Below are 19,309 nucleotides of genomic sequence, written 5' to 3' on the forward strand. Positions count from 1 at the left end.
GTCCATGATTCCCTTCTATATTATATTGGAAGATCCGTATCCTCTCCCGGCTGCAACACAGCTCCTAGTCGCCCGCCGGTATTCTGCAAGATGTCGGCAAACCCGCTATCTGGATCAGATTCATCTCCAATTGCTCCGAACGCAAACGTTCCTGCCAACTCAACAGCGTCAACTCGCACCCCAGCCGCTACCGTACGTTGAATGATACGTGCAAACTGTTGCAGGCTTATTCCGGATGCGTTGACCCTGTCTAATGGTAGGCGCATGAGAGACAAGGTCGCAGGCTCCGGGTCAATTGGATCGTTAAACTTCTCGCGAATCTCGATTTCATTCAGCGGCGCTGAAACTGCGACCGCGATAACTCGGATGACCGTGTTAATGTCACCTTTGGACAAATTCCTAGCAATCTTGCTCTTGATCAAGATGCGGTATACCTCGTCAGTAGCAGCTCCACGCGGCTGGACGACATTGCGTCCGATTTGATCCAGCGTTGTTCCCTCAGCCTGATCAATATCCTTCCAGAGAGTCATCCGCTGTTGTGTCTCATCCACCTTCGCCATTTCGTCGCGAATGATAGCAAGTAATTTGCTAACGTTGCTATCTGGACGTTTTGCGAAAACATCCATCAACCGCTTGATCATGTTGTCAATCATGGTAACACCTCGATCTGCGCCGCCGAAGTCTGAGCAACCTGATGCTGATCCACTTCAATATTCTGTTGTTCCCAAATAGAACCGTCGTCCGTTGATAACTCTATGGTTGTATCTTCTACGCCAGGAACGCTGAGTACAGCGGCGATCATCCTTGCATAGATTACATCGTCGCCCATCGTCAGACCCGCATATAGTTGTCCGTCGGCATCTTCACCGCCTACATACTTAATCATGGCCGTTTTGATTTTCGCGACCCCATCGGCTGGATAACTGGCATTTTTGGTCACTGTAACTCGTACGGACAGAGTGATCGTTTCAGCATAAGAAAAACGGACCTCGTGGTCGTTACCACTCAGATCCGTCACTATTACCGCTTCGTCACCGAAAGATTCAATGCCAGCCGCTTTTTTCCCGAAGATAGCAGCACCAATATCTGGGGGCTGCCCGCCCAAAACGTAAGCTTCGAATGATTTAGGGGGACGGCCATTAACAACCGCATTAGTTGTATTCTCGATGACGGCAGCCGCCCGGACACTTGGAACGGACAACAGCGCCCCTCGGATACTGTCCACCGTTCCCGCACCGCCAGCAGAAACCGAAAGCTCGAAGCGATCGCGGAACTCTTGATCTGTCTCCTTCTCCCTCCCGCCACCCGTCGAGATGGGATTTGTAACGTCTGTCACATCTGCATTAGGGTTTACAATATCCGTTATCATGTTAGCTGCGAAATTCCCCCGCTGACCGGGTTCCATTGCTGTAATAGTTGCTGTCGCTGTACCTTCGGGCGCAATAACAGCATCAGTATCCGTCTCGAAATAAAAGTCACCCGCTGCGACGACAAATCCCGCCTGCACGATGTAGCCCGGCGATCCCGTCAGCACAACCGAGCCTGTGGCGTATTGCGCCATGATACGTGTAACGCCCACATACGGACCCAGACGGTCTAAGTTGTTACCTTCAGCTGTATTGATATACCCGTTGTTATAGACCGCCTCCGTGTCCTGCCAGAGCCGTGCAAGCGCCCAAGCTACAACCCGCAGCAGAAGACCAAGCGGCGAACGCTCTGAGGTGTTGGTCGTCTCCCCGAATACTTCTTTGGTCTTGGCTTCCATGCTTCCGAAAATATCTTCGAATCTCTGGCGCTTGAATCCAGTACGATCAAGCATCGATCATCACCTCCCCCGTTATCGTGTCGCCGCTAAGCGCTGTCGCAATAAAGGAAATGGACTGCTTGCGTGCTATCCGATCTGCCACAATAGTTATGTCTTCAACGGTAGATATCCAATCGTTCTGGTGCAGAGCTTGTCGGATTTCCTCACGCATCTCTTCTTGACTGAGATCCTTCCCAAAGAACAGTGAAAAATCAATCCCGAAGTCCGGATCAAGCCACCACTCGCCTTTATTGGTCCCGAGCGCGATCCGTACGCTCTGCGCCAACTCCTCGGGACCATCGATCATCTGAAGCTCGCCACCATCGAACACAAGATCACCGTCAATCAACTTTAAAGATTGCATCCAAACACCCCCACGATTACCGCATCATTAAGATTGTGCTGCCGCGCCGTATCCGGGCTTGCAATTTGACCGGCCAAGGTGTTTTTAATCTCTCGGTCCGCGCAAACGACAAGCACAACGTCACCTACATGCAGCGAGGGTTTAAATATCTGTTCCGCTCCGCCATCTACCGAATATCGCTGCCCTAGCGCTGGAACGGACTCTATCGGTGCAGGTTTGTCCGGTCCTGATCGTACAAGTGGCTGAACCGTTGCCAAGCAGCTTGAGGCATCGTAGGACAAAACCCTGCACGGTAGAGCAACGTTAAGAACTCCATATTTCTTGTTCATACCTGCTAGCATTAGGCGGGCCAGCGTGCCTGCAGGATCGGGATTCTTCACAATACCGCCTCCATTTCGGTGATAAAATCTCCGGTCCTGCTGAATTTATGGGATCCACTGCGCACGTAAAGCCGCCCGCTAAATGACCGGCTCTTAAGATCGATGACAGATGCAGTTGTTATCCGGTATTGCAACTGGGAGGTTAATCCGTATCCTTGTGCGCCATCGCTCTCTTGCCACTCTGGGACACCAATCAATCCAGTAGATTCAGATAGCCTAAATAGATCGTCTGCCCCGCTGCGTAGATTGCGGACATACAGTTTGCCTTTGTTGATGTAGACACTTGTTCGGCAATCCTGGGCGACTTTAGCGATGATCTCAGTGACCTCTCCGGAAGCAGTGTAACCGTCCATATACCGATAATCTTGGTATAAGTCAAATTGAGCAATTGGAAGCCCGATTTGCTGTGCCATCTGTTTTATGATTGAACTGGCCAGTGTGCCTTTTGTATAGGCAACATCTTTAAGCACTCGCTTGGATAAATCCTCGGAGTCTAAAACATTGATCGTTGTTACTCGATCAACCCCATCGCGAAGCGTCTGGACAGCAGAAATAAACCCGTGCAGGACCAGACCAACGTCTCCCTTGTACCCCGCATTGACCATGAGAGTTCCCCCTCGTTTGATCTTACTGATCGTCTGAGAAGACAAGTTCCATATTTTGATTTCAGATTCATTTGGCAGCGTGTCATTGTCAAAAGGAACGGTTCCTTCAAGGTTGTAGTTGTCCATATTGAACTTCATTCCTGAGACCATAATTTCGACTACTCGACCAAAATTATTCCGCATCATCTTCCTCCCAAATATACAAAAACACGCTCTTAGATAGCGTGTCCCATGTAACTGCTGAGTATATTCCGGACTCATCCAATGGTATTAAGGTTACACCCGGATAGCGCCGATCCCAAGTATCAATAAACAGCGGCATGCCATACACAAGCTTCTCGCCCACCGCTATAACCTCGCCGTCCCGTTCAAGATCGAGGGTGAAAAAATCATGGTCGGCATTGTAGTGGACCTCGAAAGTAAACATTTCCTCGGCGAGGGAAATATCGAAACGATAGGGGATCAACTCTTTTTCAATGTCGATGTACTCCATTAGTAGAAGCCACCTACCTTATAATTCTTCCATTTGCTGTCCCCGCTTTTAAACGTAACCTTCTGCACTTTCTCTTTTTTCTTCTTTGACTTTCCTCCTGTCTTCTTCCCGCCTTTACCGCCTTTACCACCTTTATCGGTATCCTTGGTTTGCTTCGTTCCCGAACTAATGACGGGAGCCGCCTGGGACTTTATTGGGGTTGGCAGCTTGCCAACGGCGGAAGATGTGGCAATCCGCACCTCGATCAAAGTCAATGAAAAGGAGAATCCATTTGCGATTGAACTATCATGTCCTGTTGTTAATCCCGAAATAACCCCAGAAAAAGCATTGCGACCGACATATTTAACGACTTTACCTTGGTCAGCTGCCTTGATCAGATAAGCCCGTGTCTTGGCTGCATTATTACCAGCAACGAAGCCACTGATCGGAAGTGTCCTAGCTTTACGCTGGACATGATCCGTTATATCAATACCTTTCTCGACCGGCTGCTGAGTAACATCATTTTCAAAGGTTTGCTCCTCGCCCTCAACCAGCACGTAATGCCCGTCTATCGTCGCCATTTAGGTCGTTCCCTCCAGTCCCATACGGCGGATGGCACTTTCAAACACCTCTGAGAGCATCTGTCGCATTCTTGTTTCGTCCGCACCGCTCATATTGGCTGCTGCCCCTGAAAACCCGACCTTCAGACTGATTTCATGCTTACTATTACGCACTGTCCGAGCTGGAGCTGACTCAGGTGTGTATGCTTTGTTTTCAGCGGCTGTAAGAACACGCTCATCCTCGTGAAGCTCAGCAATATAACCGTCAAAAGGTACATTTGCAAGACCATCTTCGTGACTTCCGTTTATTCTAGGTATCGTAGGAATATTCACGCCGATCGTTTCCCCGTTAAACGGATTTGTAATAGACAAAGAATTCATTTTTTCAATCATGGAATTGAACTTGTCAATAATCCAATTGATTGCATCTGCGAATGCCGTTTTTACCGCGCCCCACGCGCCGGACAATGTTTCTTTGATCCTTTCACCGACTCCAGACACCGCGGATACAACACTTTCCCATGCTCCTGACATCGTCTCCTTAACTGTCTCCATTGCATTACGAATCGCGGTTTTGATATTATCCCACGCCTTCGTAATAGCGCCCCATATTCGACTAGCAACGTTGCTGACAGTCGTTGATATGGATGTCCACACAGATTTCAACCAATTCCATATCGCAGTAAAAACAGTCATTGTCACTGATTTAATTTTGTCCCAGTATTTGATGACAAGCGCTACAACCCAAACAATTGGGCCTCCCAAAACGACCAATATCGTCACGCCCCAACGCTTGAAAAAGTTAACGATGGCGGTGAAGACATTTTTTATCCCGGTCCAAATCGTTTTGAACACCTTCATCATCCCTGCTTTAAATCTATTCCATATATCGAGCAGCCACGGACCTATTTTCCCCCAGTTTTTGAAAACGAGGATGACAGCAACAATAACAGCTATGATACCTATCACAATCCATGTTATTGGATTGGCAAGAAATGCAGAATTGAGCGCCCACTGCGCAGCTGTCATAGCCCATGTCGCGACAGCGGATACACCCATGATCGTCTTTTGCAGTAGAAAGGCTGCGGTGGTGGCTGTAATGGAATAAACAGCCTTCCAACCAGCTGCGGCATATTGCACGATAGACATGATTAACTTCCCTGTCATTATCGCCGCTGTGCTGGCCGATGCAGCACCTGAAGTAACTATGCTCGCCAAAAAACTGCCAAGCATTTTAAATCCACTTATAGTTGCTTGAACCCCTGTTTGGATTAATGCTGGCAGAAATAAAGTAGCTATAACACCTGCAACGCTTAAAATGGTCGTTTTGTTTTCCTCAAGGATGCTCTTGAAGGACTCGAACGCCCCCACTGCCCTATCCTTGAAATCAATGATCTTCGGGACAATTTCGACGACTTTGTCATACAAAAATTTAACGCCTTGACCTGCTAAATCTAAAGCAAAACCCAAGTTTTCAGCGATTGCATTTCCTACTGCTTCAATTTGCGGTTGGTGGCTGGCTAACCATGCGCCGAACTTATTAAGATACGGTAACAACTTTTGTCCTATTGGTATCAAAATCCCTGTCTCGATATGGCGCTTGAAATACTGAAAGGAATCTCCGATGGAATTAAAACTGTTGCCGAGCTCCGCTACCGATCCCTTGCTTTTATCAAAGTTTGAATTGACGTCATCCAGCGCCGAAAACGCCTTTACACCCAGTTCTTCGAACATCGTCCCGAAAAGCCCGATCCCGATAATGTTTTGCTGTACCGGGTCCTTGATATCAGAGATCATGGACACAATATCACCGAAAGCTTTCCTGGCATTTGGTCCACCGGCCGCAAATGTTGACGTCATCTTTTCTGCATCAAGCCCTAGCATCTTAAACGATTCCGCCGCAGTCCCGCCCACCTCGATTGAGAGAATGGAGAATTCGTTCATCGCATCACCCAATAAGTCAGTGCTGCGAGCGCCAGCTCGCATGCCGTTTTGCATATAAGCTAACGTATCTTCCATATCAAATCCCACAGAGGCGAACGCCTGGGAATATTCATTGATGCTGTCCAGCATATCCCCTTGACCGTCTACTCCAAGATGTTGGCCTTGTGTCAAGAGGTTAAAGGCTTCTGTCGAGGTAACGCCGAAGTTTTCCATTGCCACGCTAACAGCTGCAATAGATTCAGCCACATCTCCATCAAATTGTTTGGAATACCGCATCGCTTCACTGGATGCGGTTTCAAGCGCATCTCCCGTGAGTTGTGTTGCCTTTGCTACAGCAGAAATTGAGGCTCCGAGATCAGCCCAATCCTCTCCAAAGTTTTGATTATAGAGGGATTTGGCGATTTCCCGCGTTTCCTCCATTTGTTCCTCTGTTTGACCTGTTGTCAATCTAACGTTAGACATCGCTTCTTCAAAATCTGTTGCAGCGCTAAGAGCAGCGGCTCCTAAACCCACCATCGCCGCTCCGCCAGCAACTCCCAAAGCAACGACACTTTTCGTGAGATCGTTAACACCAGACTCTGCATCCGCAATTCCGCGATCGTTGAATTTAAAACCAATCGCATACATCAAATTGCTAATGATCCCGCCAGCCATTACTTCACCTCCCCGCTTAAACCAAAAAAGGAACGCCCCGGAGAGCGCCCCTATTTTTTGCTTGTTTTCTTTTCCATTGCTCGCATGTGGATATCGAGTGCAGCGTTAGCCTCTGCGATGTCGTCATCATCCATCTGCAGTAGATCGCTATATGTGATGCTCATATCCGATAACAGAAGCCGCCATTGCGCCCAATTAAGACGCGCCCTCTGCTCTGCCTCCTGCTTACTGATCGTTCCCATCAGTTTTATCCTTGTCGGGATCGTCAACGCCAGTGATGAAGTAATACGCTTTATTGGCGACTTCCATCATATCGATATAAGATTCGAAATCTTCAATTTTCACTTTGGGCTCGACAACAACATGGGCGAACATCTCGTCACAAACTTTCTCTTCAGACGGGATGCCATGCTTATTCTTTACGCGGTCGTTAATTTTGGCGACCGTCCGAACTCCGGGATGCTGCAACGTGTACTCTTTCCCGTTCTTAGTGGTGATTTTCTTCTGTTTGAAATTACTCATCTTCTATTCCCCCTATCAATTAAATGTCATATCCATGCATTGAATTTCGTACTCCCGATCATCAGCTTCGTTTCCGTATGATCGAGCTGCCGGTTTAACGACAAAAGCCTCGGTCACAGTGATGGACTCACGCGGCGGTCCGGCATTAATGATAGTTACTGGAACCAATGTGCCGCTGACAGCAAGCTTGTCCATGTAGGCCACCTGTGGGCTTGTTGCCAGCAGAGTGACTGATATTGTCCCTGTCGGATTATTTACCTTCGTACGCATCGTATCGCCTTGGGCTCCTACCTTGACCTCATAATTGTTCTCGGCTTTTTCGGCCTCAACCATAGACTCTCCGAAGCCAGTCAGGTATACATTGCCTACAGTAACGGTTACGGATTTAGCATCAAATGTCGTTGCTTGTGCCATAGGTGTTCTCCCTTCTTATCTTTACAGCCGAATTAGGCCGTGAATAGTTGTTTCATGGATTGCTCCAGCCAGCTCAAACCAAAATTCACCGTCATTGTAGGTCCTTGCTGCCCGGTCTGCTGGATCTACTTCTGCGCGCCCCTTGAAGGTCGTACCATACAGGGCCACACCATCAGCATCCGCTGCGATAACCCCTTGAATATATGCGCGCTGCAGCACTGTCCGTACCACACTCTCAATTTGCGCAATGCCGGTATCGTCATAGCTAATCTTAGCAGCGTGGTTAAGCAGAGTTTGTACCCCATGCTCAATATTAAATTTGACGTAATCCTTTGAATGAATGATATCGATATACTCGCCCGAAAGTGTCTTGCCTTCGCTAGTCTGATTTTTCCCGGCCTTTACTACATATGTGTTTGCACCTGCTGTATGGATTGCCAGCAATTCCGTTCCTGATATATCTAGTGGGACAATATCGGTCAAACCCTTGAATTTCCATGTCACTGAACCTACTGGAGCCGATCCTGCTCGCCCTATCCAAGCTGCTTCGGGATATTTTGTGATGTCCGTATGGTAGATTACAGTTGTGCGGCTATAACCAGCGCCGCGTAATACTCCCACATCAACCAAGTCATCGGAACGGGTGAAGAATTGTCGAGAATCGTTCTGTTCAACCACGTCCGCAATATCTCCGATATCTTCAATATCTGTTGTCGTGCTCACAAGGAAATACCAGTCCTTTGTGAAAGCTTCGGTCAATACTTCTGCGATCGTCTGCTCTGTACCTCCAGTTCGACGGCACATGATAGCAATCTCAGCAGGAGAATCGTCGCCTTGATTTAGCAACGCATAGGCCGCCTTATATTCTTCCGTTGACGAAGCAAAATCCGCTTTGACACCTTCTATATCTAAATAGGTTTTGTATGCGGCGCCCGTAGCACTTGCACCTAAGACTAGAGGTTTGCCAAACCCCAGCTTGGGCGTAGGGCGCTCAATGTCGATAATTACATTTACGTCTTTAGCCAATCGACTCCACTCCTTTTAAATTTACGATTTCTAGCGATTCTATTGGCCTGATGATGATGTTCGTCGTTCTGAAATCAACTTCAAACCCATGACGGCGCTCCCATTCGTCGCCCAATTGTATGTCCCTGTTGTCTATACTACCAATGTTGGTAACAACAACCCCGACAGCATCCTTGAGCTGCCAGTGTCCTTCGGTCATCAACCAATCTCTTATTCGCAGAGCAAGCTCCACGCTACCCGCCCGATCAGCAGCATAAGTCTGCAAAGACACTGAGAATATCACCGTCTCGACGTGCTTCAGCTCATTTCCTTCCACAAATACAGTTGGAAATCCGATACGTTCGCCTGAAGGTTCTAAAAAATCATAGGTGACAAACGGATATTCAGGCACTTCGCCGATGTCATTCATCGGGACAATGATGACGCCGAGCTGTTCAGCTAATCCGGTGACAAGCGCCAGACGGATGTCAACGTACGGGATCATGTGTGCTCACCCGCTTCATCTTATATTGAAAAGTATCACTGTAATCAGCCCTATCGCCCTCATCATCAATGGTATACTGCTTGTCATTATGCTCGATGACATCCCCTTTTTGATGCTTGTAGACCGTAAATAGCCGCCGATCATCCTCGTTATATCGACCGCCATCGGCTTGCAACAGACGATCACCCAACGGCTGGATAGCACCGCGCAACGGAATATACTCGATAACTGGTCGTACATACTCGCCTGCACTATTGCGAGATCCCTTCCCATGTCGTAAAAGGGTATAGATAACTTCATATTTCCGAATGATGCCCGCGAAGCGAAACATCACCATCACCCCTTCGGAACAATCTTGAATGTCAAACTCTCCCGCAAATCCTGTTCTGCCCGCAAAAGTTTCTTTCCACCAACCTTGTACTTGGCATATATCGGTGAAATAGGCGGTTGTTTAATGCGGTCAAAGTTTTTCTCCATTTTTCCCAATGCCAGCTGACCAATTTCTTCATATAGAGACTCGATATCGCGTTCCCCGCGAGCAATTTCGTTTATTCCCTTACGAACAAGCTTGCTAATAGCTGCCTGAGCTTTCTTCTTTCCTGTGCCGATAAATGATCGCGCCGGAATCTTCATTTTTACTGATCCATACTCATGAACTCCTGCAATCATCGCAAGTTCAGCGTCCCCCTGCATCCCGACATGAACTTCATTCTGCGTGAGGGGGCGTAATCGACCTAATAGTTCAGCCATGACCATATCCCCTGTTACCTCTACATTCGCGCGTCTATAACTCGTCCGGCGACTCATATCCAGCGCCCCACGTATGGCGATATTAAAGAGATGACTGCAGGCGGTAGACTACTACTATCGTCGGTATAGCCTACGGATATATCTCCAACCCGCTCCGACTTTACGCCTGGACTACGCAACAAAACTTGTGAATATAGCAGACATGCTAGTTCCAACGCTTCAGGCAGTGTCCTTGGATTCTCCTCAGTCGCATCCTTTGGCAATACATAACCACCGATATAACTTATTGATATGTTATGATCGCCTGTCGGCCAGCCATGGGGACGGTAGAGCCTACCCTCGTCCAAAATCTCATAATCCCAAACGCTTGGGATTTCCACGATAGTATGCACGGGATAGTTTCGTAGATTAATGTATTTTGATGTTACATGCCCGCTGATGCGTTCAGAATAAGATTGTTTGCGAAAGGATCGCTTACAATAATTTTCAATAGCAGCTGATGCCGCCGCAATCTGCAGCATCAGCAAATCATCAAGCTCGCTCATCTCTGGCATGATGCCTCTCAGACGTTCAACAGTTGTGAGCATCTTGCACCTCCTAACTTACTACGTAATCGTCAGTTCACCATACACGATAGCTTCATCGTCAAATATTTTGACGTCTTCGCGCTGGATCGCACGAACATCTGTTGTATTCCGACCGAAAGACTTGCCGCCGACATTCGTCGAGGCGATGGAATACTGCTGGCGGTCGAATAATACGATAGTTTCTTTTAGATCGCCAATGATGAGAGGTGCTTTTTTCGTCGTTGTGCCGGTAGTCGGTAACCAACGATTCGCAATGACCACAACCGGCTTTCCGAAAAGAAGTTTCTGCGTCGGTTGAGTTGGATTCGGCTGCAGCATAGCGCGATTGTCTGCGTCTTTCAATTGATCCAGAAAATTAAAGCCGTCCTGATTCGTAAGAATGATACTATTGTTCGAAATAGATGGATCAAGCGTGACGTTTACGACCTTCTTAATAGCATCCAAGTCAGCAACGGCCACTTTCGTTTTCGTCGCCAGTAAAGCAAGAATTAGCTTGTTTCTAGTAACAACAGATTTTTTGCCGATCCACTTCGCGATGTAGGACATCAAGTTTTGATCTGTGTCCTGCAATAATGTGTTAGAAATCGGAAGAATGCCGCCACGATCCTTAATGAGATAGGAGATCGACTTGAATTTTGGATTGTCCATATCGTCCAGATCCGTCAGCTCCGTAATCTCTGTAAACTCCGTAATATCGGAATTTTTCTCAATTACACGCGAACCCGAGCGCGTAGACACAGGCTCAACAGTGACGTATGATTCCAGCGATACAAATTGACGCTTGTATTCGAGAATCATAGTTTGAATGTCTTGAGGAACGACAAGGCCGCCATCTTCTCCCACACCACCCTGCATACCTGCGCGAACCTCTTCAATGGCTTCCTCGATCAATGCCCGCTCCTCGCTGTTCAATGGCTTATTGCGAAGTGATTTCAAGAAGGCGCTACGATATTGCATGACCTTGTCCGGTTTGTCACCGCGATTCTCTGGCTCGTGAATGGGATCGGTATCGCCTGGGTTATCCAGTCCGCGCATTTCCACGAGCAAATCAATTTGATTCCGCAGCTCCTGCGCGGCATCCTTCGCTGCACGCGCCTCCGTCATCTTGCCTTCTGCCGCCAAGCTTCTTGCCTCTTCCAACTTCTTCGCCAGTTTCTGACGTAACTCGCGCTCTTTCTCGTCCATGGTTGACCTCCAAATGTTTGATTTTTGATATAAAAAAGACCGATTAGCTCAGGGCCAATAGGTCGATTTCCAGCAAGAGTTGTTCTTTTTCGAGTTTTCGCTGCTCCTTCGTCGTGATTCCGAACTGCTCAATGCTTCGCTGATTAACTTCGCTATCCGGATAGGCCGGGAACGGCGTCGGCGATACTTCATGGAGGTTGATTTCGAGCAGCGTTCGCTCGTACACATCCTCATCTTTCAAATACGCCCATGCATCTTGTCGGACGTTGAAGCCGAAGCTCACACCGTCTACGTCGCCTCGTTGGATCGATTCATAGGCATCGTTCCCCCATGAATTATTAGGTAGATCGATTTCGAACGCGAGGCCCGTGTTATCTTCGTGAAGCCTGAGCGTTTGATTCTTGGTTGACCCAAGGACAAAGTCGCTCCGATGGTTCCAAAGCGCCTTAATCGTATTCTCGGACAGCGACCGGATAAAAGCACCCTTGGCCACGCGCTCATAGAACTCGCCCCAAATGAGATGGCTGCGCTGGTTGAAACGAACGACATACCCGCCGATCGTCCGCTTGCTGCTTCCTTCTTCGCTGCCTGTACTGCGGACTTGGATCTGATCCGGCATATATCGAATGACTTTTTCACTCACCTTTTGCACCTCCCTTCGCATCGGTACTGAGTCCGGCCTTCAGCATTTGATACTGGTCCATCTTCTCTAAGTTGACATAGTTCAGGCTGACGAAATGCACATCGCCTTTTTCGCCGATGTTATCAGCCTCCTCCAGCTCACGCACCTCGTTAATCGTGTACACACCAATTTCGATCATCAGCTTGTAAAAGGCTCCCCGGCTCGCGCTATCGCCCCGCAACTCTGCGGCAACGTTGAACTTTGTATAGTACCGCTTTCGCTCAAGCTCCGTGAAGCACTTGTAATCAAGCTCCTGCTCCCAATTCGTAATGATCGGCTGCAGTGTGCTTTTGACGTATTCAAGCGATTGATTTTCCATGTTGGAAAATTTGACGTCTGTCAGGCCCAGCTTGTACCCCGGCACTTTGTAAATCTTAGCGACTTCCATAATGCCGAATTTGCTTGTCTCAATGAATTGCGCGTCATTGAGCGGCATGCCGAGGTTCTGGTATTCCATTCCCGCATCCAAGATAGCTATGCGATGCGCGTTGTTCATGCCAGAGTTGGCTTTCTGCCATTCGTCACGTGCCTTGTCTTTGGCCGGCTTGTCCAGCGTGGCATTTGGGATCTTCAGAATGCCGCGCGTTGCTGTTCCGTTAGCGTAAAAGCCCCCTAGAAACTTGCGCTGCGACTTCTGTACACCAAGCTCTTCACGAATGACCGATATGGGCGTAATGCCTTTCAAGCCGGATTTGCTGATGGACTTAAAATGAAGCACATCGTAATGCCTGAGCTTTCGCATTTCTCCGCTTGGAAGCGTCGTCACATACCAAACCTCACCCGTTACAAGGTCCGTATGCACATCCGTTTTACCCGGATCAAGTGGCCAGAATGCTTTTGGCATGCCGTTGAAGGGGCCGTTTGTTTCCCATTCGATGTTAGCGTAACCGTTACCCCATACCATGGTATGGACTTGCATCAGCTCTTTGAAGGTGTAGGCGCTCATGTATGGATTTGCTCGCGTCCCGAGCAGTCTTGACACCGGATGGCCACTGTCGCGTTCTATGCCGCCATTACGACGCCTGAACACTTGTATCGGAAGCTTACCGATATCTCCTCCTACGATGGAAGCACAGGTATACACGTTGCTGTTCAGCAATGAACCTTCATTGGTCACGCTCTCTCCGCTGGAGGTATTGGCCCCGCCGCCGAAGAGATTCAGAAGCCAATTCGGAGGATTTGCCAAGCTTCCGCTCTCCTCTGCCGACCGGCGTTCTCGCCATCGTTGGAAAAAATTCCTTCGTTTCATGTTTCACCCCCTTAGAATGAGAAGTCTTCGCTCATGATGTGTTCATTCAGGTCGATGCTGTTATCGCGGGTCATCGCCCGAACCATGGCATTGAGGATCGCCGCGATCAGGTCTATACGCTGGCTATCATCCTTGTGCTTTTTGGAAAGCTTGATGTTTCCGTTGTTGTCCGAAACTTCGATCGCATTCGATAGGCACCAGGTAAGCAGCTCGCTACCATCGTGTACAATGAGCCCCTGAAGCACCAGTTCTCTGAAGAACTTCGTCGGCTCGGACAACGTCTGTACACCCTGCCGGATCTCGACCCGCTCATACCCTTCCGCTTCAAGCTCGCTCGTGAAGTGTGTAGCGTTGTATGGGTCATAGCAAACTTCTTTAATTATCCAGCTTTGTTCTTGCTCTCGCTGTTGGATATGCGACTTGATGAAGCTGTAGTCGACCACCGATCCCGGCGTAAGGGTACACCATCCTCGCTCCGCCCAATAGCGATAAGGAACCCTGTCGCTATGTTCGTGCTTCGTCGCACTTTCTTGCGGCATGAAGCCATGGGCGGTCACGGCATAACGACCATCCGGCAAGCGGAACACGAATCCCGCTGCAGTGAGGTCCGTCGTCTTGGATAAGTCGAGGCCGTTCCACGTTTCAAAACCTCGCACCAAATCAAAAAAGGCGTCCCGCGATATCGCAAGCGCCTTCCATTTGTCCATTATACCGGACATAAATTTATCTTCACTGTCAGCCTGCCAAAGGTTCACACGCTTCGTTAGCCATTCTCGGATCTTAGCAGCATCGCCTGAATTGAATGCTTCATCATGCTCCGTCTTTATTTCTTTGAGCAACGCTTGCGAGTATTCGTTCTCTTCCTGGAGTATAGGATTTGCTTTCGGCCAAGTGCTTTGATCGTGCGGATCGTCTCCCTTGTCCAATGTCCGGATCATGGCGAATGTCGTCTCAATCATCGGTATATCCCCGCGAAGTATTTTTTCGTGGGAGTCCCGTTCCTTCTTGCAAGGATTGTTCTCTGCGTTCTTTCCAGCGGTTGTAATAATCAACATCAACGACTGAAGCCTTTTGCCAAATCCCGAACGTAGAACGTCAACGATTTCACTCGTTGGATGCGCATGGTATTCGTCAATGATGACAATACAAGGAGCACCGGAGTCCTTATTCTTCGTGTCCTTGGATAATGGCCGTAGCCATCCCCCGCGTGTTGAATGCTCAATGTAAGTCCGTTTTATGCGAAGCCGCTTCAAGATGTCCGGACTCTTTTCACCCATCTTTTGAGCGTCGCCCCACACACGCCTCGCTTGTCCCTTATCGACGGCTGCGCATTCGACTTCGGGCATGTCTTCGTAGCGCTTTTGATCGGGATCGTCCGGCGGATAGACACAATCACCGCACATCCCGTATAAAGCGATACCTGACATTTCTGTTGACTTAACATTTCCGCGAGCACGCTCGTTGTAAGATAAAACAAAGCGTCGTTTACCGCTCTCCATGTGGACCCATCCGAACAAGCAGCCGAGGTCGAACTTCTGGAATGGAAGAAGCTCTATCAATTGCCCACTGAACGGCCCCCGGACATGGCGGCAGCATCTTTCAAACCATTCGAAGATACGATCCGCACGGCTCTCATCAAAAACGAACGGGAAATCCAGAGTCGCTTGGCGCTGTAGGTCGTCAAGATGGCGCTGGCAGGCAAGGATCTCCAGCTCACAAGCTTTGCGGATGCCTAAAACGATTTCGGCGGCGTAACGATTGGTCGGGTGCAGATCATCCCAATCAATCGAAGAGTCCAGCATTAGGATCATCCTCTCCGTCAGCCTGCTTTTTGGCGAGACGAGCGCGTGACTCAGCATTTAGACCCAGCTTGTTCGAATATTGCAAGGCGATTCCGGCATAACGCTGCGACATTTGTACATAGGCATTGGGAACTTGTACACCCGACTTGTTGGTTTCGGTATAACCGTGTACATCAATGAGTCGGTTCGACTCCTGAACCTTGGATACAGCGTCACAGTAGATTCCAAGCACATCTTCATCCACTTTATCGAGCACGCCGAACTCTTCCATATCTTTCACGGTCTTTCGCCATACTTTTCTAGCAGAATCGTCCAACCACTCCGGAATTTTTAATTTAATCCGCTTTTTTCGCTCAAACTTTTTGGCAGCCGCTTCTCTCGATTCAACTTCTTGCTTGGTCCAGTTCTTGCCACCGCCTTTTTTGCCGACCCGCATGTGATTGAAATTAATTACAGAATTGCCCATTTATATACCTCCTCTCGTTCCCGATTCCTCCACGGGGACATTTTTTCGCAATCGAGTCCGACGCGGTCTAGAAGTAGTCAAAAAAAATTTGATATCCGGGGGGCTCGCCTTTATTCGGAGGAAAATAGTAATATTTGTCGAATAAAGAAAAAATAATAATGAAAGGTGGCAGAAATGTGAGCAAATTTTATCCCCCAAAGTTTAATGCTGAACAATTTCATTGTCCAAGATGTAAAGTATACGCATCTCAAAGGTGGTTTGTCGCTCTTACTAATAACGGACAAACCATTACTGATACGAAAGCCAGCGAATGTGCGCATTGCAACAGATATTCTATTTGGGTCAATAAATTACTCCTTTTCCCCAATGAAACCAGCGCACCTGTGGCACATGCAGATATGCCTAAAGCTATCCATGAGGATTATCAGGAAGCCTCAGCTATACTCAAACACTCACCACGTGGTGCTGCCGCATTGCTAAGACTAGCGGTGCAAAAATTAATGGTTGAGCTCGGTGAAGAAGGAAAGGATATCAATAAAGATATTGGCTCATTAGTAAAAAAAGGGCTTCCTGAAGAAGTACAACAAGCACTTGATATAGTTCGTGTTGTTGGAAATGAATCAGTTCATCCTGGATCTTTCGATATCCGTGACAATCAAGATACCGCAATTCAATTATTTGAATTGATCAACTTCATAGTTGAAGAGCGCATAACTCGAAAAAAGAAAATCAACGCTCTTTATACGCAGTTGCCCCCTAAAAAACTAGAAGGAATTGAGCAAAGAGACGGAACAAAAACCACTTAGCAAGTGGTTTTTTTATTTCCAAAACCTCCATCCTCTCGCGTCGTCTTGGCGTCGTGGTGTGTCTTACATAGCGCCTGCCAGTTGGACCGCAACCAGAACATTACCTGATCGCCGCGGTGTGGAATGATATGGTCGACGACAGTCGACGCCTCTACCCTGCCTGCATCAATGCAATGCTTGCAGAGTGGATTCTCCCGAAGGAATGCCTTCCGTGCCATCTGCCATTCGTAGTTATAGCCGCGACTCGCAGACGATCCTCGATAGCGATCGTATTGCCGTTTGGAGTTGGCATGCTTTTCACAATACCTCCCCTTCGTCAGGTTGCCGCAGCCTACTTTCGAGCATGGTTTATTCGCCGCTTTTGGCACTCTCAGCACCCTCTAAATCCTTTAGTGTAATACAGTAATTGTGAACAAATGAGTTACCCATAACAGACATTGTGTTGACCTGGATTACCCCCCGGCTCCCTTGCTATGCCTAAGGCGCATCGGCATTTTCAAATATGAGTTACACCTATCCTCGTTATGTTCACCTCAGCGAAAAAGCATCAACAATCACATTATGCGATATTGGCTTTTAAGCCCTCTGACGGCCCTTCTGAATTCCCTATATGTATAAGGGAATGTAACTCGCACAGGAGCCTGAATCCCTTGTTGTCTAAGGCTTCTAGCAGTCTCTATGCAAACCAATTACAGGTATGCTCAATATAAGTAACTGATCATATTTTAAACCGCTTTAAATGAACGTCCATTGTGTCCTGCTCGATACCAATATACCGCAATGTCACCTTCTCAGATGAGTGATTAAACAGCCTCATCAATAATGCTATGTCATTGTATTGCTTATAAAAGAAGTACCCGAAAGTCTTTCTAAGAGTGTGACAACCAATTTCTTGTAAACAGAACTCAGCTGCTATCCCCCTCATAACCTTGTAGGCCATAGAGCCAGTAATCGGCCTGTTCTGTCCTTCTCGGCTTTTAATAAGGAATTCATTCGATGGTTTTTCTTGGATATACTCTTTAAGCGCCTGTTTCAATTCATGGGTAATCAGCACGCGTTTTTGTTTCTTTGTTTTGATTTCCGTCGTTACGATATGAGTTCCAGTAACGTCGCGAACTCTAAGTTTGAGGATGTCGGCGATCCGTAATCCCGTATTAAGTCCAATCAGTAACATGATGTAATTTCGAGCATTAGTATCTCTAAGATGATCTTTAATATCTGCGACTATTTCAGGATCACGGATAGGCTGAACAAATCGCATTGGTTGTCACCTCTTTTCTAACCATTCAATATTTCCAAGCGTTTGGGATTTTATGATATTCATCTTGCTATATATTGCATAGCAAATTAATTATTGGATTTCTCCCCTTCACTAAATAACAACTCTTTAAAAACGCAAGGAATTATGGTAATTTATTGAAAGCTACTTAAATATAAAGGGTGGAGAATATATGCTTAAAATTAGCACTGAACAATATGATATTTGGGAGACAGGATCAGTCCTAGTACATAATAATGAAACAATTATTTTCAAGCTCACCGATGACTATGATGTTGATAAAAAATTCCCTGGGTATTCCGAAGAATTAAATATTAAATGCGTTTTCACTTCTGATTCAAACATTGATTCCCCGACCACTAGTATAGAAGTGGTATCTGAGGATACTGCAATGATTACTTTTTGTAATTTCGACAAGGGGTTATCAGGTGTATCAAATTCACGTCCTTTTCTTATTGGTATAGTTAATGATCGTAATCTTTATTTATCTTATAGAATCTATGGACTCACTGAGTCAAGCATGAAAATATTTTATTATACTTGGTATTTAGGAGCGGTGGCAAAAAAAAATGAGTAAACTACAATTAAGCAATGATAATCCGAGAATGAACAAACACCTTATTGAAAATGGCATGAAAGAGAAGGAAATGAATTTAAAGGCTGGATTATTAGGCAAAGTATTTGGGTCTAATGAGAATACAAACATTTATATAGTTGGTACAATAACATTAATCTTTTTGGCAATTGGAGGGTTATACACATTCATTCCTGATGAATACAAGTCCGCCAGCCTAACGTCAGAAAAACTTTGGACCTTATTACTCCCTACTATCACTACAATTGTAGGATATCTATTCGGGATAAATTCTAAAAGCAAATCAGAATAACAAATTAATAGAACACGATTAGGACTGGACAATTACATTTTCTAACTGACTCTATTCCCAAGCGTTTGGGATTTTGTTATTTAAATGAATTTCCCTTTATACAAACTGGCCTTGAACAATACTGTTTCGACCCTTCCCAGCGCCCCCATATGCAGCCGCGACATTTGGACGGCTGCAATATTGGTGGCGGTACTTTTTTTCTCTTCATATCCTCGCCCCCCCTGCCACTATTTCAGTTTATTTACCCATGCAAAAAACCGTCCTGTTTGGACGGCCCCGCGCACACCTTCATTGTCCATTCGTCAGCTGGCCGGAAGGATCCGGTCAACTGAACAAGGGACAATCTCCCTTGTATTGGGGCATTTAACCCCACCTCATCACTACACG

At 47.2% G+C, this 19,309-nt stretch carries 27 protein-coding genes and 1 pseudogene; 3 read left to right on the forward strand and 25 right to left on the reverse strand.

Features of this window, described 5'->3' with window-relative positions; translation table 11 throughout:
* Positions 1 to 20 precede the first annotated feature (20 nt).
* Genes L6H65_RS01235 through L6H65_RS01335 form a run of 21 tightly spaced genes read right to left on the reverse strand, consistent with a single transcriptional unit; the run spans position 21 to position 15,950 of the window.
* Positions 21 to 653 carry a hypothetical protein gene (locus L6H65_RS01235; RefSeq protein ID WP_236338465.1) on the reverse strand — a complete coding sequence of 211 codons (633 nt, stop codon included), beginning with the start codon at positions 651 to 653 and terminating at the stop codon, positions 21 to 23.
* Positions 650 to 1,819, reverse strand: a complete 1,170-nt coding sequence (locus L6H65_RS01240; protein ID WP_236338466.1) for a baseplate J/gp47 family protein — start codon at positions 1,817 to 1,819, stop codon at positions 650 to 652. The genes L6H65_RS01235 and L6H65_RS01240 overlap by 4 nt, the downstream gene beginning before the upstream one ends.
* Positions 1,812 to 2,168, reverse strand: a complete 357-nt coding sequence (locus L6H65_RS01245; protein ID WP_236338467.1) for a DUF2634 domain-containing protein — start codon at positions 2,166 to 2,168, stop codon at positions 1,812 to 1,814. The genes L6H65_RS01240 and L6H65_RS01245 overlap by 8 nt, the downstream gene beginning before the upstream one ends.
* Entirely contained in the window at positions 2,156 to 2,548 is a 393-nt protein-coding gene (locus L6H65_RS01250; protein WP_236338468.1) for a Gp138 family membrane-puncturing spike protein, read from the reverse strand. Before L6H65_RS01250 ends, L6H65_RS01245 begins: the two co-directional genes overlap by 13 nt.
* Positions 2,545 to 3,339, reverse strand: coding sequence for a phage protein (locus L6H65_RS01255; protein WP_236338469.1), 795 nt, complete (start codon positions 3,337 to 3,339; stop codon positions 2,545 to 2,547). Before L6H65_RS01255 ends, L6H65_RS01250 begins: the two co-directional genes overlap by 4 nt.
* Positions 3,326 to 3,646 (reverse strand): phage baseplate plug family protein, encoded by a 321-nt coding sequence (locus tag L6H65_RS01260; RefSeq protein WP_236338470.1) that lies wholly within the window; start codon positions 3,644 to 3,646, stop codon positions 3,326 to 3,328. Before L6H65_RS01260 ends, L6H65_RS01255 begins: the two co-directional genes overlap by 14 nt.
* Entirely contained in the window at positions 3,646 to 4,206 is a 561-nt protein-coding gene (locus L6H65_RS01265; protein ID WP_236338471.1) for a phage baseplate protein, read from the reverse strand. The genes L6H65_RS01260 and L6H65_RS01265 overlap by 1 nt, the downstream gene beginning before the upstream one ends.
* Positions 4,207 to 6,783 carry a phage tail tape measure protein gene (locus tag L6H65_RS01270; RefSeq protein WP_236338472.1) on the reverse strand — a complete coding sequence of 859 codons (2,577 nt, stop codon included), beginning with the start codon at positions 6,781 to 6,783 and terminating at the stop codon, positions 4,207 to 4,209. It abuts the gene before it with no gap.
* Positions 6,784 to 6,833: 50 nt separating this feature from the next.
* Positions 6,834 to 7,025: a hypothetical protein gene (locus tag L6H65_RS01275; RefSeq protein WP_236338474.1), complete on the reverse strand. Its 192-nt coding sequence runs from the start codon at positions 7,023 to 7,025 to the stop codon at positions 6,834 to 6,836.
* Entirely contained in the window at positions 7,009 to 7,305 is a 297-nt protein-coding gene (locus L6H65_RS01280; RefSeq protein ID WP_236338475.1) for a hypothetical protein, read from the reverse strand. The genes L6H65_RS01275 and L6H65_RS01280 overlap by 17 nt, the downstream gene beginning before the upstream one ends.
* A gap of 15 nt (positions 7,306 to 7,320) precedes the next feature.
* Positions 7,321 to 7,719 carry a phage structural protein gene (locus L6H65_RS01285; protein WP_236338476.1) on the reverse strand — a complete coding sequence of 133 codons (399 nt, stop codon included), beginning with the start codon at positions 7,717 to 7,719 and terminating at the stop codon, positions 7,321 to 7,323.
* Between the two features lie 21 nt (positions 7,720 to 7,740).
* Positions 7,741 to 8,745, reverse strand: a complete 1,005-nt coding sequence (locus L6H65_RS01290; protein ID WP_236338477.1) for a DUF3383 family protein — start codon at positions 8,743 to 8,745, stop codon at positions 7,741 to 7,743.
* Positions 8,738 to 9,229, reverse strand: a complete 492-nt coding sequence (locus L6H65_RS01295; protein ID WP_236338478.1) for a phage neck terminator protein — start codon at positions 9,227 to 9,229, stop codon at positions 8,738 to 8,740. Before L6H65_RS01295 ends, L6H65_RS01290 begins: the two co-directional genes overlap by 8 nt.
* Positions 9,213 to 9,560, reverse strand: coding sequence for a hypothetical protein (locus L6H65_RS01300; protein ID WP_236338479.1), 348 nt, complete (start codon positions 9,558 to 9,560; stop codon positions 9,213 to 9,215). The genes L6H65_RS01295 and L6H65_RS01300 overlap by 17 nt, the downstream gene beginning before the upstream one ends.
* A gap of 5 nt (positions 9,561 to 9,565) precedes the next feature.
* Positions 9,566 to 9,979, reverse strand: coding sequence for a hypothetical protein (locus L6H65_RS01305; protein WP_236338480.1), 414 nt, complete (start codon positions 9,977 to 9,979; stop codon positions 9,566 to 9,568).
* A 53-nt stretch (positions 9,980 to 10,032) separates the two neighbouring features.
* Positions 10,033 to 10,566: a head-tail connector protein gene (locus tag L6H65_RS01310; RefSeq protein WP_236338481.1), complete on the reverse strand. Its 534-nt coding sequence runs from the start codon at positions 10,564 to 10,566 to the stop codon at positions 10,033 to 10,035.
* Positions 10,567 to 10,584: 18 nt separating this feature from the next.
* Positions 10,585 to 11,751 carry a phage major capsid protein gene (locus L6H65_RS01315; RefSeq protein ID WP_236338482.1) on the reverse strand — a complete coding sequence of 389 codons (1,167 nt, stop codon included), beginning with the start codon at positions 11,749 to 11,751 and terminating at the stop codon, positions 10,585 to 10,587.
* A gap of 43 nt (positions 11,752 to 11,794) precedes the next feature.
* Positions 11,795 to 12,394, reverse strand: a complete 600-nt coding sequence (locus L6H65_RS01320; protein ID WP_236338483.1) for an HK97 family phage prohead protease — start codon at positions 12,392 to 12,394, stop codon at positions 11,795 to 11,797.
* Positions 12,387 to 13,682: a phage portal protein gene (locus L6H65_RS01325; protein WP_236338485.1), complete on the reverse strand. Its 1,296-nt coding sequence runs from the start codon at positions 13,680 to 13,682 to the stop codon at positions 12,387 to 12,389. The genes L6H65_RS01320 and L6H65_RS01325 overlap by 8 nt, the downstream gene beginning before the upstream one ends.
* Before the next feature lie 11 nt (positions 13,683 to 13,693).
* Entirely contained in the window at positions 13,694 to 15,484 is a 1,791-nt protein-coding gene (locus tag L6H65_RS01330) for a terminase large subunit (RefSeq protein WP_236338486.1), read from the reverse strand.
* Positions 15,465 to 15,950, reverse strand: a complete 486-nt coding sequence (locus tag L6H65_RS01335) for a phage terminase small subunit P27 family (RefSeq protein ID WP_236338487.1) — start codon at positions 15,948 to 15,950, stop codon at positions 15,465 to 15,467. The genes L6H65_RS01330 and L6H65_RS01335 overlap by 20 nt, the downstream gene beginning before the upstream one ends.
* Before the next feature lie 176 nt (positions 15,951 to 16,126).
* On the opposite strand from L6H65_RS01335, the gene L6H65_RS01340 reads away from it, so the two are divergent.
* A complete protein-coding gene (locus tag L6H65_RS01340) occupies positions 16,127 to 16,756 on the forward strand; it encodes a DUF4145 domain-containing protein (RefSeq protein WP_236338488.1) in 630 nt (209 codons plus the stop codon).
* On the opposite strand, the gene L6H65_RS26660 is transcribed toward L6H65_RS01340, so the two are convergent.
* From L6H65_RS26660 to L6H65_RS01350, 4 genes and pseudogenes are all read right to left on the reverse strand, one after another.
* A complete protein-coding gene (locus tag L6H65_RS26660) occupies positions 16,753 to 16,974 on the reverse strand; it encodes an HNH endonuclease (protein ID WP_307728291.1) in 222 nt (73 codons plus the stop codon). The two genes, L6H65_RS01340 and L6H65_RS26660, sit on opposite strands and share 4 nt — an antisense overlap.
* Positions 16,908 to 17,057: a hypothetical protein gene (locus tag L6H65_RS26665; protein ID WP_307728292.1), complete on the reverse strand. Its 150-nt coding sequence runs from the start codon at positions 17,055 to 17,057 to the stop codon at positions 16,908 to 16,910. The genes L6H65_RS26660 and L6H65_RS26665 overlap by 67 nt, the downstream gene beginning before the upstream one ends.
* Before the next feature lies 1 nt (position 17,058).
* A pseudogene (locus L6H65_RS26935) lies at positions 17,059 to 17,133 on the reverse strand (hypothetical protein); the annotation flags it as partial.
* A gap of 341 nt (positions 17,134 to 17,474) precedes the next feature.
* Complete coding sequence (locus L6H65_RS01350) at positions 17,475 to 18,017, reverse strand: tyrosine-type recombinase/integrase (RefSeq protein ID WP_236338489.1); 543 nt, start codon at positions 18,015 to 18,017, stop codon at positions 17,475 to 17,477.
* A 190-nt stretch (positions 18,018 to 18,207) separates the two neighbouring features.
* Here L6H65_RS01350 and L6H65_RS01355 point away from each other — a divergent pair, with 190 nt between their 5' ends.
* Both L6H65_RS01355 and L6H65_RS01360 read left to right on the forward strand, forming a co-directional pair.
* Positions 18,208 to 18,612, forward strand: a complete 405-nt coding sequence (locus tag L6H65_RS01355; protein WP_236338490.1) for a DUF6864 domain-containing function — start codon at positions 18,208 to 18,210, stop codon at positions 18,610 to 18,612.
* Positions 18,605 to 18,922 (forward strand): hypothetical protein, encoded by a 318-nt coding sequence (locus L6H65_RS01360; protein WP_236338491.1) that lies wholly within the window; start codon positions 18,605 to 18,607, stop codon positions 18,920 to 18,922. The genes L6H65_RS01355 and L6H65_RS01360 overlap by 8 nt, the downstream gene beginning before the upstream one ends.
* The last annotated feature ends 387 nt before the right edge of the window (positions 18,923 to 19,309 follow it).

The organism is Paenibacillus plantiphilus (genome assembly GCF_927798095.1).
Taxonomy (GTDB): Bacteria; Bacillota; Bacilli; order Paenibacillales; family Paenibacillaceae; genus Paenibacillus_Z; species Paenibacillus_Z plantiphilus.

Bases quoted from the DNA above. Each gene is read 5' to 3' on its own strand.
- L6H65_RS01300 (WP_236338479.1), bottom strand. From the start codon at position 9,560: ATGTTTCGCTTCGCGGGCATCATTCGGAAATATGAAGTTATCTATACC.
- L6H65_RS01295 (WP_236338478.1), bottom strand. From the start codon at position 9,229: ATGATCCCGTACGTTGACATCCGTCTGGCGCTTGTCACCGGATTAGCT.
- L6H65_RS01265 (WP_236338471.1), bottom strand. From the start codon at position 4,206: ATGGCGACGATAGACGGGCATTACGTGCTGGTTGAGGGCGAGGAGCAA.
- L6H65_RS01260 (WP_236338470.1), bottom strand. From the start codon at position 3,646: ATGGAGTACATCGACATTGAAAAAGAGTTGATCCCCTATCGTTTCGAT.
- L6H65_RS01245 (WP_236338467.1), bottom strand. From the start codon at position 2,168: ATGCAATCTTTAAAGTTGATTGACGGTGATCTTGTGTTCGATGGTGGC.
- L6H65_RS01310 (WP_236338481.1), bottom strand. From the start codon at position 10,566: ATGCTCACAACTGTTGAACGTCTGAGAGGCATCATGCCAGAGATGAGC.
- L6H65_RS01275 (WP_236338474.1), bottom strand. From the start codon at position 7,025: ATGGGAACGATCAGTAAGCAGGAGGCAGAGCAGAGGGCGCGTCTTAAT.
- L6H65_RS01330 (WP_236338486.1), bottom strand. From the start codon at position 15,484: ATGCTGGACTCTTCGATTGATTGGGATGATCTGCACCCGACCAATCGT.
- L6H65_RS01315 (WP_236338482.1), bottom strand. From the start codon at position 11,751: ATGGACGAGAAAGAGCGCGAGTTACGTCAGAAACTGGCGAAGAAGTTG.
- L6H65_RS01240 (WP_236338466.1), bottom strand. From the start codon at position 1,819: ATGCTTGATCGTACTGGATTCAAGCGCCAGAGATTCGAAGATATTTTC.
- L6H65_RS01280 (WP_236338475.1), bottom strand. From the start codon at position 7,305: ATGAGTAATTTCAAACAGAAGAAAATCACCACTAAGAACGGGAAAGAG.
- L6H65_RS01285 (WP_236338476.1), bottom strand. From the start codon at position 7,719: ATGGCACAAGCAACGACATTTGATGCTAAATCCGTAACCGTTACTGTA.
- L6H65_RS01355 (WP_236338490.1), top strand. From the start codon at position 18,208: ATGCTTAAAATTAGCACTGAACAATATGATATTTGGGAGACAGGATCA.
- L6H65_RS01235 (WP_236338465.1), bottom strand. From the start codon at position 653: ATGATTGACAACATGATCAAGCGGTTGATGGATGTTTTCGCAAAACGT.
- L6H65_RS01325 (WP_236338485.1), bottom strand. From the start codon at position 13,682: ATGAAACGAAGGAATTTTTTCCAACGATGGCGAGAACGCCGGTCGGCA.
- L6H65_RS01305 (WP_236338480.1), bottom strand. From the start codon at position 9,979: ATGGCTGAACTATTAGGTCGATTACGCCCCCTCACGCAGAATGAAGTT.
- L6H65_RS01360 (WP_236338491.1), top strand. From the start codon at position 18,605: ATGAGTAAACTACAATTAAGCAATGATAATCCGAGAATGAACAAACAC.
- L6H65_RS01335 (WP_236338487.1), bottom strand. From the start codon at position 15,950: ATGGGCAATTCTGTAATTAATTTCAATCACATGCGGGTCGGCAAAAAA.
- L6H65_RS01255 (WP_236338469.1), bottom strand. From the start codon at position 3,339: ATGATGCGGAATAATTTTGGTCGAGTAGTCGAAATTATGGTCTCAGGA.
- L6H65_RS01270 (WP_236338472.1), bottom strand. From the start codon at position 6,783: ATGGCTGGCGGGATCATTAGCAATTTGATGTATGCGATTGGTTTTAAA.
- L6H65_RS26660 (WP_307728291.1), bottom strand. From the start codon at position 16,974: ATGGCACGGAAGGCATTCCTTCGGGAGAATCCACTCTGCAAGCATTGC.
- L6H65_RS01350 (WP_236338489.1), bottom strand. From the start codon at position 18,017: ATGCGATTTGTTCAGCCTATCCGTGATCCTGAAATAGTCGCAGATATT.